Raw genomic sequence first — 15,849 nt, 5'->3', positions numbered from 1 at the left:
AGCCATGGTAAAGTGTTTCTCAAACAGAGAAATGACTTTGTGGCGAGTTTTATGTGGCCTTAAAATTAAATTTAAACACATGAAAAGGCTAATAAAATTATCAGGTTTACTAGTGAGTTCAATACTTCTTATGTTAGTTGTTGGTGTTGGATGTGACGACGGTCTGGACGATAAAACTTTCTTGATCAGTGAAGAGTTAACTATTGCACAGACCTTGGATGCAAGTCCGGAGAAATTTTCAACTTTTGTCGAAATGCTTCACCTAACAGGGTTTTATACCTCCTTGCAGTCATACGGATCTTATACCTGTTTTGTACCTGTAAACGAAGTGTTGGATCCTTATATTAAGGAGCGATGGGGTGTTAATTCAGTAGGCGAGATCACCAATGAGGAGCACATTGAAGAGGTTAAAGAACTGGTAAAGTTTCATACCATGGCTAAGAGCGTAGGTGCCAGTGGATTAGTGGAGGGCAGAATGCCGGATACCACTTATACAGGCGATTTTTTAACCTCCTCGTACTTGCTTGGTGGCGGTATTGGAAATGTAACCATAAATAGAGAAGCAAAATTATTACAATATGATATCAGATCGGATAATGGATATATTCATAGCATAGACAATGTATTGACCCCTTATTCTGATCCAGTACCCGTAGTCATTGAAAAAGCCGGGAAGCACACAATATTTGTCGAGGCTTTAAAGAAAACTGGATTGTATGATGATTTTTCAGTTATTATTGGAGAAAGTGGAAATAAAATTAATTATACCATTTTTGCTGAAACAGACTCTGTTTTTGCCTTGTCTGGTATTAACTCCTTTGACGATTTAGCTGCTAAATATGCTGAGGATTCAGATTATGAGGATGTCAATAATGGTTTAAACCGTTTTGTAGCTTACCATGCCACAGCTTCTTTTTTATATACTATTGATATGCCTGAAGAAGGGTATCTGAGTACTGTTTTAGAAAAGAATGCCATTAAAGTGGATAAGCTGGATGATGTACTGAAAATTAATGAATCGGAAACAGGCCAGGAAATAGAAACTTGGGTATCATTGGTGAGCGATTATAGTAATTATCCGGCTAAAAATGGTGTTTATCACACCGTGGATACCTTAATGGATATTTTTATTCCTAAGGCTAAACATATTTTGTTTGATCCTGTATCGGAACAGCCTGAAGTGATATCTAAAACTGTTAGAAATAAAAATAAGGTTACGGCTGATGCATATCAGGATGTGGATTGGTATCCATCATCAAATACAAACCGTTTTTTGGCTGGTTCAAGCTACAAAAATTTGAATTGGAATATTTTCGACTTGGGTGGTTGCGTTTGGTACGAATTTAAAACGCCCATATTAGCTAAAGGTAAATACGAATTCTTGATTTGTGCTAATGGAGGTAACAATGCAAGGGGTAAGTTTCAGGTTTACTGGGATGATGAGCCCATTGGTTCTATTTATGATTTAACGACTAAAGGTGCTAATATTGGTTATCCCGACTCTATTGCTATGGAAGCAAATGGTTGGCGTATGGGATTGGAATCTATTACCAATAAAAATGGTGACAAACAGAGTGATCAAGCTAACACTTTAAGGCGCGTGGTAACCAGGGAGCTACTGTGTCCGGAGCAAAAACGCCATACCATTAAGTTGGTGGCTGTTAAAAGTGGAGGGATACCGCTCGACTATTTTGAATTTATACCAGTTGATTAAACTAAAACTTTAATGTTATATAACAAGCAGGTAAATATTACCGCATTGTAATGGCCTGCTTGTTTTCTCTATTTACCACGAATGGTCAAGTAACAGATGAAACAAGTCAAGGGAATTGCTTTACACAGGTAAATGAGTAATCTTGACGAGTTCCTTATGACAATTGAAAATTAAATTTAAACATATGAATAAAATAATATTACATAGTTTGCTTTCTCTGATGGTGATTCTTGCCTTGGGAGCTTGTGAGAATGAGCAATGGGACGACCATTATGAGCAAAGTGATAATAGGTTGGATACCGATTTGCTAGCCTTCATTGGAGCGGATCCAGAGTTAAGTACTTTTTATGATTTGATTATTCAAACTGGGTTTGATAAGCTTATAATGGATGATCAGGCTTATACGGTTTGGGCACCGGTCAACGAGGCCTTCAGTAGCGTACCTTCAGAAATACTAAATGATCCGGAAAGATTGATGGATTTGATAGGAAACCATATTAGTACCTTTTCTTTTGCTTCAACGAGTCAAATTGAAAATGGCTTGGTTAAGGTGCTTAATAATAAATATATCGAATATTTAAACGACGAAGAAACAGGTAGTTTTTCTGGTGTTGATGTGGTTTCTAATGATAATTTATGTAGCAATGGAATTATTCATAAAATTAGTGATGTGGCTCTAGTGCGAGAGAATATATGGAGCTATTTTACTAATTCAGATGATTTTACTGTAATGAATGAGTATTTAGCCCAGTATAATGTTACTTTGTTTGATACTTTAAATAGTGTAGTTGTAGGACAGAATAGTTTGGGGCAAACAGTTTACGATTCGGTTTTTGTAGAATCAAATAGTTACTTTAATCTTATTGGTGATTTGGACTCTGAAGAAGAACGTTATAGTCTGATCGCCTTAAGTGATGATGTGTACAATGATGCATATGGTCTTATCAGTCCTTATTTTACACACCCTGATGTAGAGGTGGTTAAAAACCGTACCAACGAAACAATATATAATAACCTTAATTTTCCATGGATCGATACCGACATACATACCAGTGGTTATCTCACCAATACCTATGGAAATAGCTTATTTGTTGATCAGTCTCTACTAGCGAATGAGGTGGTTTTAAGCAATGGAAATTTGTTTATGCCCGAAAGTTATTCTTTTGATCCTAAAGATTTGATTTATAAACCAGTGAGATATGAAGTGGAAAATACAGATCGTAGAGAGGTTGGTTCTCTTTCTGATTTGACTATCAATAAGGTATATGATGTTTCTGCTTCAGGACTTTTTACCAATAAAATTATATTTATTGGAGAATCTTTAAATGATGACAATAATTTCTTTGAAGTGTCATTTAGTAATGTTCTGGCAGCTAAATACGATCTATATATTAAGTATTCACCAGTGGGTGCAACCAAAGAAACCTTGTTAAAATTTAAAGTAAGTATTACAGGACCAGATGGAACTTCTGAATATGAAATAGTGCCGGAAGATCCCATTAATAACTATTTGGATGAACGAGTGAAAATTGGTGATACTTATGATATACCTGTGTACATAGATGATGAGGCATCCAATAATTACCATGTAAAAGTGAAAGTGATGATGGATGTGGAAGATGCTGCAGTTGTACTATACGATAGAATGGTCGGTATTGATTATATAGAGTTGGTTCCGGCAGAATAGATAAAAATAATAGATAATAGATATGAACAATATTTTTGTGATAAAGCTCAGACATATATACACTTTAGTGATATTTATGTTTTGCATCTCTCTTTTGGGGTTGGATGCACAAGAGGTAAATGTTCTTAAGGTAACAGGTAAGGTTATAGATGCAGCTTCCGGAGAACCGGTGGTTGGTGCAAATGTTTCTGTATCTGCCTTTTCATCGACTTTTACCGGAGAAGAAGGTGATTTTAGTATCGATGTTCCTAATTATACAGCTACGCTAATGGTTGAAGCTCCTTTTTATGGCTATCTCGAAGTAGCTTTGAAAGGAAGAATGGAATTAGAAATTTATTTGTACGAGGAAGGTTTTAAAACGAATTATGGAGAGGTTGTGATGCCTGTCGGTAAACAATCGAACACCTCTGTAACCAATGCCATCAGTACGGTATCTGGTGATGTGGAGAATAGTGCAAGAACGATGGCTAACTATATGAAAGGAGATGTGTCTGGTATGAGAATATTAGATCGTTCTGGTACGCCAGGTGTGGGGTCTAATATGTTTATTAGAGGATATAACTCCCTTTTAGCTTCTGGACAGCCGCTTATAATTATAGATGGAATGATTCTTGAAAATAATATTTTTTCAAGTTCTTTGATCCAGGGATATACATACGATCCTCTGGTAGATTTAAACCCCAAGGACATTGCAAATATTACAGTTATTAAAGATGCAACTTCACTCTACGGTTCAAAGGCTGCCAATGGGGTTATCATTATTGAAACCACCCGAGCAAAAGAGGTTACTACAAAGATTGATTTTTCGCTGCAAGGAGGTTTGAATATGTCACCTTCAAATATTCCTATGATGGAAGCCAGTGATTATAAAAATTACCTGGTCAATCAAATCAATGGTTCTGGAATGTATAGCGATAGTGAATTATCGCAATTACCTTATTTAAATGAAAATACTGCTTTCGAGGATTATCAGAGGTATCATAATAATACTGACTGGCAAAAAGAAGTTTTTGAGGATAGCTATACACAAGATTATTTCTTTCGAGTAACTGGAGGTGATGAAATAGCTAAGTATGGACTTTCTATTGGTTTTATGGACAATAGTGGTATTGTATCCAATACTTCATCGCAGCGCTTTTCAACTCGCTTTAACTCAGAGTCTACTGTTACTGAGAAATTCTCTATTCAAACAAATATGGCTGTGAGCTATCAAAAAAACAAGTTGTCGGATGATGGTATACTGGGACGTACTTCTCCCATATATACAGCACTTATAAAAGCTCCAATATTAGCTCCTACCGTTATAGGAAATGATGGTTTTGTTACAGACATCTATGAGGATGTGGATCCCATTTCAGGCTACACCAATCCGAGCGTATTAACCGAGGAAGTGGAAAATGAAAATACCAACTATAAATTGTATGGTAATTTTAAGTTGGGTTATGATTTTACAAATAGATTGAAGCTAAGCTCTATCATTGGATCTAATTATGTATATAATCGTGATGACGTTTTCTTTCCGAACAACGGTGTTACAACTGGAGAAAATACCTATGGAGATATATTATACCGATCCTCGGGAACGCGTGTTGAACGTTATTTTTCTATCTATAACGATTCGCGTTTAAGTTATAAGGTAAATGCCCTGAAGCATAAATTTGGTTTTAATTTGGGGGCCAGATATAATGTGAATAACTATGAAAATTCTTATTCTCAAAGTGGTAACTCCAGTGACGATGAGTTTACCTCTCTTCAAAGTGGAGATAAAGCCACTTATATTTCTTTAGGAAGTATTGGGAATTGGAAATATGCATCCTTATATTCTAATGTGAATTATGGATATCAGGGAAAATATTTTTTGAATGCCAGCATGTCTTATGAAGGTTCTTCTCGTTTCGGTAAAGGAGATAATGGTAATCGCTTTGGTTATTTTCCTAGTTTGGGTGCTGCCTGGTTGATCTCATCAGAAAACTTTATGAAAAATCTGGGTTTTCTAAATCAACTTAAATTACGCGCCAGCTATGGTCTTACCGGAAATGATGCAATTGGAAACTATAATGCCTACTCTTATTTTGTGTCGACACGTTATTCTGAAGGTACAGGCTTAATAAGTGGTAACTTGGCAAATACTTCATTGCAGTGGGAAAAAACAACGAAAGCGAATGTTGGATTGGATCTTGGTCTGTTTAACGAAAGACTTCATGTTAACGTGGATTTCTATAAAAATGTAACCGATAAACTGCTTAATTACACATCTGTTAATCCTGTTTATGGTTATGATGATTATTTAAGCAATGAAGGAGAAATGAACAATAAAGGTTTTGACCTTTCTTTGAATGCCAGACTGATCAATAATAAAGATTTTAAATGGGATGTAGGTGGAAATATTTCCAAATATAAAAATGAGATTGTTTCATTACCAGGTAACTCAAATGTGATTGATATTGATGGAGTTGGAGCAACAGTTATCAATAAGGAGGGAAGTCCTGTTGGTTTATTTTATGGATATAAAACAGCGGGTATTTATTCCACTCAAAATGAAGCCGACCAGAATGCTTTGTCGTGGGTAGATTATGAAGGTTTTAATCAACCATTTATGGCAGGAGATGTGAAGTTTATGGATGTAGATGGTAATAAGGTAATTGACGAGGCGGATATGCAGGTTATAGGAGATCCTAACCCTGATTTTACTGGTATGTTTTATAATACATTTACCTATAAAAATATATCATTATCGGCTGTGTTTACTTTTAGCCAAGGTAATGACATCTATAATGCTTTACGAAGAGAAACAGAATCCATGAGTAGCTTTGCCAATCAAAGCTTAGCAGTGGCCAACCGTTGGCAGGTTGAAGGACAACAAACTACCATTCCACGTGCGGAGTATGGTGATCCAACAGGTAATGCTCGCTTTTCTGATCGATGGATTGAGGATGGCTCATATATTCGCTTAAAAACATTGAGTGTTTCATATAGTCCAGATATTTTTAAGAGTTTTGCCAAAGATATTTCGTTTAGTGTAACAGCTAATAATCTGTTTACCATTACCGATTATTTAGGTTATGATCCGGAAGTGAGTATGTCTGGTGTTAGTTACCAACAAGGTATTGATGCTGGTTTAACCCCTCAGTTTACTTCTATATTTTTAGGAGTGAAAATTGGATTGTAATGTATAAATAACTTCAAATTTTTATGATAATGAAAAAATATATTTTAATATTATACGGCTTCCTTATTGCATCGTGTGCTTTGATTTCATGTGATGATATGTTGGATGTGGATCCAGAAGAGGTATTATTGACCGAGGATTACTTGGGTGATGATAAAATTGAAGCCCGTTCTGCTTTATTTGGTGTGTTGTCACAAATGCAGGATGCCGTGGAACAATATGTTGTTTTAGGTGAACTTCGTGCCGATTTGATGGATGTGGCCACAGGTGCAAAAGATGAATTGAGAAAAATTAATCTACATGATATTTCTGAAAATAATAGTTATGTGAATCCAACAAATTTATTCTCTATAGTGAATAACTGTAATTTTGCCCTGCAAGGTATGGATACGGTAGCTTATGAAAATGAGTTGTTGCCGTATTATGTTTCAATATTGCGTGTTCGTACTTGGGCCCAGTTTCAAATATTAACTAACTATGGCAAGTTACCTTATATGTTAGAACCTGTTGAGAGTACTGAGGATTTAAATGATGAATATCCTGTGTTGACTTTCAACCAAGGACTTGATAGTTTAATAAATAATTTGCTTCCTTATTCGAATATCGAAACTGTTTCTGATATCGGAGTGAGTGCAGAGATTCCCAAAAATGACCTTCTTCTGGGAGATTTGTATTTGTGGAGTGGTGATTATATCATGGCCGCAACCTATTACAAACAGTTCCTGGATTACTATGTGAATGCTGGTGGAGGATTGTATAATTTAACGCAGACTTACGGTATTGAATATAGTGGCAAAAATGGTAACTATTCAGTTTCTACCAATAATTGGATCAATATTTTTGAAGAGGAAACCCCTGGTTCTTATGAGTATATTTCATTGACCAAATATGATGATGATTATAGACAATATAACACGGCTTATGAGACCTTGGTCACCGAGGTAAAGGCGTCAATAGCAAGTGTGTCTAATTGGAGTGTGCAATATAAATATTATGAAGATTTAGCCTTTGAACAAGGTGATAATAGAGTATTAGGTTCTTATGATGAGGAAGGAGATGAGACATGGATCAAAAAATATCAGTATGATTATTTCATGTATACAAGGGCCGCTCATGTTTATTTAAAATATGCGGAGGCTATTAATGCTGCTGGATATCCTGCTCATGCCTTGGCTGTGATTAATAATGGTGTTTTTGATGACTCAGTGACTGTTGGGGCTACTAGATTTATAGGTAATGCACAGGATTTTCTGAATTTTGATCAAAGTAAATATGTAACAACTAGTTCTGGTGGTTTGCAAACTGGTGGTAATCTTGGTATTAGAGGACGTGTGGGAATGGCTCCTCGTGCTATTGAAGGTAATGGTTCATTAACTCTTGCGGATTCTATCAACCAAGTGCGGTCTATTATTCTTGAAGAGGCTGCGCTTGAAACAGCCTTTGAGGGAAATAGGTATGGCGACTTGGTGAGAGCTTCGCGCAATTTTAGTGATGCTAGTATTATTGCTAAAGCGGTAGCTTCAAAATTTACAGCCTCTGGTGATGCTGGAACAGCTGCAATGCTGGAACAAAAATTAAGTGATCCTGAAAATTGGTTCCTTCCTTTTAGTATTCCTGATAACTTTGTTCTTGTTACTCCGGATGCCGAAGAATAGATATGATAATTAACTGTAATTTGAATATATTTTAAATATATATTTAAATCTTAAAACCTGATGCATAAGTATTGTGTCAGGTTTTTTAGTTCTGTGTAATGATGGATTTTTTAGGCTGTGATTTATAGATTAAGTTGGCAACTTGATGGGCAGTAACTTTAATTCGTAATGCGTTTTGTTAGAATTGTTCGGGTTTAATCTAGTAAAGCTTACCGATATCCCATTATTGTCAGGTTAAATAATGAAGTTGTTGTATTTGAGGTTTACAACATTTATGATGAAATATGCAACGGTCTCCCTATTGTCTTTTTGGTTTAGATGATATTTTTATATTCTTAACTGATCATGATAGGTGAGCTGAAAAAACTTGGAGATTTAACTAAATAAAAAAAATAGGATGCGATTATTTGTTTTGATTGTATTTTTGGCTTGTGTGCAAATATTAACAGGCAAAGTTCATAAGAAAGTATCATTAAGCTCGCCCAATGAGATAAATGAAATATATATGATGCCTTTTAATGATGAAGGGCTAGGGTTTCAATTTCAAATTAAGTATAAAGGTGAAGTTATTATATCTCCTTCACAATTCAGTATTGTGTCTCCAGAACTTGATTTTAGTAAACCTTTCAAGATAATGGCTGTGGAGAAATCCAGTGAAGATAATTACTGGACATCCAGTTTTAGTGAGCGTTGCACGATTCCCAATAAATACAATGAGCTAAAGGTATATTTAGAGAGTGTATCAGCTAAATTGAATGTTATTTTACGAGCTTATAATGAGGGGATAGCGTTTGCTTATGAGATTCCTGAACAAGGAGGAGTGAGGGAAATCGGATTGGATGAGAAAATTAATTATACCTTTGAAGAGGATTATCCTGTATGGTCAACACCCGAGCGTGCACCTGGTGTATTGACAGCTCAAGGGGAATATAAAAAAATACCCTTGTCTCAATTGAAAAAGGGTTGTGAGCGTCCTTTACTTATTGAAATGGGTAGTCATGTAAAAGTAGCGTTGGCAGAGGCTGCTTTAGTAGATTATGCTCGTTTAAGTTTTAATAGAGGGGAGTCGGAATATAGCATATTGTCAACGCTTGATGGTAAAATGTTAGATCACAAGCAGGATACGATCACTGGCGCTATTTTGGCAGAGAGAAGTGAAGGGTCTAAGGTACATAAGAAGCTACCTTTTCAGTCGCCATGGAGAGTGATAATGACAGGTGATAGCTATGGAAAATTGTTAGAACAAAACTATATAATTCAAAATCTGAATTCTCCTTCTGCCTTAGCAGATGAATCTTGGATTGTACCAGGTAAAGTACTACGGGAGACTACATTGACAACTCAAGGCGCATACGCCGCTATTGATTTTGTGGCTTCTCATCATATGCAGTATATTATGTTTGATGCCGGTTGGTATGGAGACGAAATGAAAAACGAATCAGACGCAACTACGGTTACTTTAGATCCCAAAAGATCCAAGGGACCTTTAGATATGGAAGCGGTTACTGCATATGCTAAAAATAAGGATATTGGAGTTATTTTGTATGTGAACCGAAGAGCATTGGAAAAACAATTGGATGATATTTTGCCATTGTTTAAAAAATGGGGTGTCGCAGGTATTAAATTTGGCTTTGTAAGAGTGGGTGATCAGGACGCAACTGCTTGGTTGCATGAGGCTATTAAAAAGGCAGCGCAGTATCAATTAATTGTTGATGTTCATGACGAGTACCGTCCTACTGGGGTCTCACGTACGTATCCTAACCTTTTAACGCAAGAAGGAATTGCAGGTGATGAAACAACAGTTAGTAACGAACATACTTTAATATCTATGTTTACTCGCTTGTTGGCAGGTGCCGCGGATAACACTGTTTGCTATTATAATAAACGGGTGGAAAAAATGGGCTCTCATGCGTCTCAACTAGCTAAAACAGTTTGCATTTTCAGTCCTCTACAGTTTTTATATTGGTATGATAAGGCCCCTGCTGCTCCGGTTAAGAATGATGGATTATGGGGGGATACAAGAACCATTGGTAATGAACCTGAACTTGCATTTTTTAACAGTGTTCCCACCACATGGGATGAAACAAAAGTGATTGTGGGTGAGATAGGTAAGATAGCTGTGATTGCCCGAAGAAAAGGTAAAGATTGGTATATGGGAGGAATTAATGGAAACCAGGAAAGAGCGCTGTCTTTGGATTTTTCCTTTTTGGAAGATGGGACTAGCTATAGCGCTAAACTATATACGGATGATGAAAAAGCAGTAACTCGAACACAGGTGGCTATTAAAGAACTTGAATTACAGAGTATAGACTCTATGGAGCTGGAAATAAAAGCAAACAGTGGCTTTGCCATGCATATTGTTGAAAAATAAACGAAGGAACGAAAATTATAAGACGATGAATTCGTATAAATATCAAAATAATAAAAGTAAATTATTCATTATGAGAAAATTATTTGCATTACTAGTGATGGTAATGGTGCTGTCTGCTTGTGATTTTTTTGCACCTCAGCAAGCATCTACCAAAAAAGCTGCTACTAACCCGGATGGCACATATATTCAAAAAAAACATTTTAATAATGATCCATCGTCTCCGGTTGAATGGAAGGTATCCTTAAAGAAAAATGAAAAAGGCGAAGTTGTTAGACATGGTTTGAGTATTCGATATTCGAATGCTGGAAAGGTGTATGAAAAAATCAATTATGTGAATAATAAAAAGGAAGGTAAACGCTATACGTATCATTCCAATGGAAAAGTATGGAAAGAGCAGGAATACAAAAATGGCAGGCTGGATGGAACTTGCAAAAGGTATGATCGCAGCGGAAACATAACTGCCGAATATTTTTATAAGGGTGGTATGGTAGGAACAGGTTTAAAGGAGTATACTAATTTAGGAAAGCTCCGTGATCAACCCACTTTAAGAATTCAAAAGGTAGACGAAATTAGAAGTATTAATATGTACAGAATCAAGGCTTCTTTGGTGGGTGAAGGTGCAGATAGAGTAAAATCGGTTGAGTATTATGAAGGGAAATTAATTGAAGGAAAATTCTTTCATAAGAATTTGACTATTTGTAATGTGAATAAGAATAAAACGGGGGTGTTTAATTATGAGGTACCCAAAGGGGCTGTGTTGGATAAATCCTTTAATATTGTCGCAGTAGCAACTATGACCAGCGGTATGAAGCTGATTTTGCAAAGGAAGGTAAGTGTGTCCGTGAGAGGGGTGTAATTCCTTTTGTATCGATATACTTCTGGTTAAATATAAGTTAAAGCCTGTTCTGTTTTTATAGGGCAGGCTTTTCTATGCACTGGTATGTCAATATGTTTGAGAATCAGTGTGTAAATTAAGTATTAGCGCTGTTCAATATGGGTTCTTAATATTTACAGCATGCAACATTTTTTGCATTAAATGATATTTAAATGTCATCTTAAGGAGGTCTGTAAGCTTATTTTTGTGTGCAAAGCGATTATAACAAGTGGCATATTTTTATCATATCATTGTTTTTCTAATATATGAAACGAGCCATGGGAATGGATTCGCCCACAGAGTGATGGTTAATTCTGGAGAGTCCCATATGGCCTTAAAAATAAATTTTAACATATGAAACGAGCCATGAGAGTGATCTCTCACAGCGGTGAATGATTATCACGGCGAGTTCCATATGACCATTAAGAAACAAATTACAAACATATGAAAAGTATGAATTTAAGTTATCGGGTATTATTCTTGGTTCTGACGGTGATGTTGGGTGTGCCTTTTTCCAGCGCCCAAAAAGCAAGTATGGTTTATACAACGTCAGATGAAAGGTGGGTCGTACGGAAAAAGATATTAAAGACTTCGGAGCAAAAAATGGATATAACGGTTAATACGACGCAAGCGCTGCAGCCCATTGATGGTATTGGAGGTGCTTTTAATGAATTAGGCTGGACAGCTGTTAGCGTGCTTCCGAAAAAAGAAGCAGACCAAGTATTTGATGCCTTGTTTGCCGAGAGCGGTTGTAATTTTTCAATGTGTAGAACTCCCATTGGTGCCAGTGATTATGCCCTTAGTTATTATTCTTTGAATGATGTTCCTGAAGATTTTGTGATGCGGGATTTTAATATAGATCGTGATCGTTTTATTTTGATTCCCTATATCAAAGAAGCATTTAAACGAGATCCGAATTTTAAACTTTGGGGTTCTCCATGGACACCTCCTGCATGGATGAAAGTAAATGAACACTATACCTTGAGAGCTGGTGATATGGGAGGACGTACAGGTGGAAATGAAATGGATCCAGGAAAGACCATACGAATTAGCTCCACTGCTTTTAAAATGCAAAAAAGATACCTAGAAGCCTATGCTTTATATTTTTCAAAGTATGTAAAAGCTTATGAAGAGGCTGGAACGCCCGTTTTTATGATTATGCCTCAAAACGAAATTCTTTATGCACCTAATTGGCCAGCTTGTACTTGGCATACGGAGGATATGACATATTTTATTGGTGAGTTTTTGGGCCCTCAATTTAAAGAAGATGGTTTGGAAACCGAAATTTGGTTGGGTACTATCAATAGCCCTGATCCTCGTTATGTAAAATATGCCTTGGATGATAAAAATGCAAAGAAGTATATTAAGGGTGTTGGTTATCAGTGGAATGGGGAAAGATCTCTTCCTGAAGTCTATCAAAATTACCCAAATATTAAATTTATGCAGACAGAGAATAAGTGTGGTGAACATGAGAATGATTGGTCTTCGCTTAAAAGATCTTGGAAATCGATGGTGCATTATTTTAATCATGGTGCAGGTTCTTATATGTACTGGAATATGATATTGGATGAAACAGGAAAGAGTGCATGGGGGTGGCCTCAAAACTCAATGATCGTAATTGATTCTCAATCGAAACAGGTTACCTATACGGATGAGTTTTATTTATTCAAACATCTTTCGCATTTTGTACAACCAGGTGATCGTTTTCTTAAGTCAGAAGGTGAGAATCAATTGGCCTTTGGATTGAAGGACGGCAGAACTATTGTGATGGTTTATAACCCTGAAGAGCACGAAAAAAATGTAAATATAGCAATCGATAGCTTTAAAGTTAAGGCTGATTTAAAACCTAAATCCATCAATACTATTGTCATCTCAAAATAAAATGGGATACGTAAATATTATATTTGGTTGATCGAGGTTGGATTCTTTGAAAAATAAATTTATGCATATGAAACGAGCCATGAGAGTGATCTCTCACACAGGTGAATGATTATCACGGCGAGTTCCATATGACCATTAAGAAACAAATTATAAACATATGAAATTAAGTATTATATCAATTATATTTCTGTTTTTAGCATTTCATGTGGAGGCTAGAAAAGTAAAAAAAGTAGTGATAAATGATACACTAACTGTAAAAACAAAACTGATTGTAAGTGATGACTTTGAAGCTGGAATTGATCATTGGAGTGTAGAGCAAATGCCAGGAGGAAAAGTATTTCATAACAATGGTAAGCTTGAAATAGAAGATGCAAAAGGCTGCACGGTTTGGTATAAGTATAAACAAAAAGGACCTATCATGATTGAATACGATACTTATGTGATTAAAGAGGATGGGCCATTAGACCGGGCTTCTGATTTGAATTGTTTTTGGATGGCCAATGACCCGGAATATCCCAGTGATTTTTTTAAAAATGGCGAGCGAAGAGGGGGTAAGTTCTCTAATTATGATTATTTGTCGTTATATTACGTAGGTTTAGGTGGGCATTATAATACAAAAACACGGTTTAGGAGATATACGGGGACAGGAGAAAAACCTTTGTTGCCAGCCCATGACCTTACTGATCCAAAGTATTTAATTAAGCCAAATGAAGTAGCGAAAATAAGAATCATTGCTTGTGATGGCATCATTCAGTATTACCGTAATAACGAGTTGATTTTTGATTATTTCGACAGTGATCCTTATACCTCAGGTTATTTTGGTATTCGTACTGTTCATAATCATATGACAGTAGATAATTTTAAAATTTATAGATTGAAAGTTGTTAAGTGATTTTATTTAGAAAAATAGATAGGTAGTTTAATGAATTTTTGAACAATATATAATGATAAATACGATGAGAAAGATTCTTCAAATGGTTGTGTTTAGTGTATTCATCTTGAATATAGGGTGTGCACCTAAACAAAAGAAAAAGGAAAAGGCCCCGGAAAAGGCAAAACAAGTGGTATTATCCGATGATGAACGTATGGAATGGTGGCGTGATGCCCGGTTTGGTATGTTTATTCATTGGGGGCCTTATGCTGTGCCGGGAGGAGAACGCAATGGTGAAATATGCAAAGGTGGAGCTGAATGGATAATGGATAAATTGGATTATACCATTGAGGATTATGAAAAAGAGGTTACGGCGAAATTTAATCCTGTTGAGTTTGATGCTGATAAATGGGTGAAGATGGCCAAGGATGCCGGTATGAAATATATCGTTCTCACATCAAAGCATCATGATGGTTTTTGTATGTGGGATTCTGAGTTAACAGATTATGATGTAATGGATGCTAGTCCTTATAAAAAAGATATCGTTAAAGCACTTTCTGAGGCTTGTAGAAAGGCTGATATTCATTTTTGTTTATATCACTCTATTGTTGATTGGCATCAACCTCAGGCACAAGCTCCATTGTATCCAAACTATAATGCAGGTCAAAAAGACCAAACAGTAGTTAATCCTGAATTTCCTAAATATTATGAAAATTATCTGAAGCCGATGGTTGGAGAGTTGTTGACCAAGTATGATAATGTGGATGTGATTTGGTTTGATGGAGATTGGATTGCCGATTATACTACGGAGATGGGAAAGGATTTTTATTCGTATATCCGTGGAATAAAACCGAATGTTATTGTTAATAACCGTGTGGACAAAGGTAGAAATGGTATGGAAGGGATGGATAAGGAAGGTAATTTTGCTGGCGATTTTGGAACTCCAGAGCAGGAAATACCTGCAACGGGTATTGATTCTGATTGGGAGGCTTGTATGACCATGAACGGATCATGGGGATATAAACCTTCTGATACCAATTGGAAAAGTAGTGAAACATTGATTCAGCATTTAGTGGATATTGTTTCTAAAGGAGGTAACTTTTTGTTAAACATTGGCCCTGATGCTCAAGGCTTATTTCCTCCCGAGAGTGTAGAGCGCTTGGCTGAAATGGGAAAATGGACAAAGGCAAATGGCGAATCAATCTATGGTGCTAAAGCGAGTCCTTATGACCGACCTGATTGGGGAAGATATACCTCTAAAGAGGGTGTTGTCTATGCGCATGTCTTTGATTGGCCCAAAGATGGGGTACTTCATCTGAATCCCAATATGAAAATTAAAAGCGCAGGTCTCTTGGCTGATTTGAGTACTACTTTAGATGTAGTGGATCATAGTATTAAACTACCTGCTGAAGCACCGGATCAATATGTATCTGTGGTGAAGATTGTATTGCAATAGGTATTTAATCTGAGCTATTCATAAATGATCTATTACGAATAGATAGAGCTTTTCATTAGGTCAATTTGTGAATAAACCAGGTTAAATTATTAGATACAAGAACGGTTCTGTACAAGCTTCAAGGGTGTCAGAACCGTTTTTTTTTACTCTGTTAAAGCCGGATGATGCATT

The 15,849-nt window shown here is 36.2% G+C and carries 9 protein-coding genes; all 9 read left to right on the top strand.

From position 1 onward, the window contains the following. Positions 1 to 79 precede the first annotated feature (79 nt). The 9 genes from CYTFE_RS0107485 (at position 80) to CYTFE_RS0107445 (ending at position 15,678) form a co-directional block, all read left to right on the top strand. The gene (locus tag CYTFE_RS0107485) at positions 80 to 1,714 is read left to right on the top strand and encodes a fasciclin domain-containing protein (protein ID WP_161636213.1); all 1,635 of its coding nucleotides are present in this window, start codon (positions 80 to 82) and stop codon (positions 1,712 to 1,714) included. Positions 1,715 to 1,898: 184 nt separating this feature from the next. After that, complete coding sequence (locus CYTFE_RS0107480) at positions 1,899 to 3,401, top strand: fasciclin domain-containing protein (RefSeq protein WP_027471303.1); 1,503 nt, start codon at positions 1,899 to 1,901, stop codon at positions 3,399 to 3,401. A 22-nt stretch (positions 3,402 to 3,423) separates the two neighbouring features. Further along, positions 3,424 to 6,570 (top strand): SusC/RagA family TonB-linked outer membrane protein, encoded by a 3,147-nt coding sequence (locus CYTFE_RS25510; protein ID WP_052343065.1) that lies wholly within the window; start codon positions 3,424 to 3,426, stop codon positions 6,568 to 6,570. A 29-nt stretch (positions 6,571 to 6,599) separates the two neighbouring features. Continuing rightward, positions 6,600 to 8,225 carry a RagB/SusD family nutrient uptake outer membrane protein gene (locus CYTFE_RS0107470; protein WP_027471302.1) on the top strand — a complete coding sequence of 542 codons (1,626 nt, stop codon included), beginning with the start codon at positions 6,600 to 6,602 and terminating at the stop codon, positions 8,223 to 8,225. A 397-nt stretch (positions 8,226 to 8,622) separates the two neighbouring features. Then, the gene (locus CYTFE_RS25505; protein WP_044212121.1) at positions 8,623 to 10,596 is read left to right on the top strand and encodes a glycoside hydrolase family 97 protein; all 1,974 of its coding nucleotides are present in this window, start codon (positions 8,623 to 8,625) and stop codon (positions 10,594 to 10,596) included. 70 nt (positions 10,597 to 10,666) lie between these two features. Further along, on the top strand, positions 10,667 to 11,452 hold the full coding sequence (locus tag CYTFE_RS28540; protein WP_161636214.1) for a toxin-antitoxin system YwqK family antitoxin: 786 nt from the start codon (positions 10,667 to 10,669) through the stop codon (positions 11,450 to 11,452). A gap of 462 nt (positions 11,453 to 11,914) precedes the next feature. Beyond that, positions 11,915 to 13,351, top strand: a complete 1,437-nt coding sequence (locus tag CYTFE_RS0107455) for a glycoside hydrolase family 30 protein (protein WP_081735935.1) — start codon at positions 11,915 to 11,917, stop codon at positions 13,349 to 13,351. Between the two features lie 157 nt (positions 13,352 to 13,508). Next, positions 13,509 to 14,243, top strand: coding sequence for a DUF6250 domain-containing protein (locus tag CYTFE_RS25495; protein ID WP_052343064.1), 735 nt, complete (start codon positions 13,509 to 13,511; stop codon positions 14,241 to 14,243). 64 nt (positions 14,244 to 14,307) lie between these two features. Further along, positions 14,308 to 15,678: an alpha-L-fucosidase gene (locus tag CYTFE_RS0107445; protein WP_027471299.1), complete on the top strand. Its 1,371-nt coding sequence runs from the start codon at positions 14,308 to 14,310 to the stop codon at positions 15,676 to 15,678. Positions 15,679 to 15,849 lie beyond the last annotated feature (171 nt).

Origin of the sequence: Saccharicrinis fermentans DSM 9555 = JCM 21142 (assembly GCF_000517085.1) — a bacterium.
Taxonomy (GTDB): Bacteria; Bacteroidota; Bacteroidia; order Bacteroidales; family Marinilabiliaceae; genus Saccharicrinis; species Saccharicrinis fermentans.
This window is presented reverse-complemented; position numbering and strand designations above follow the sequence as displayed.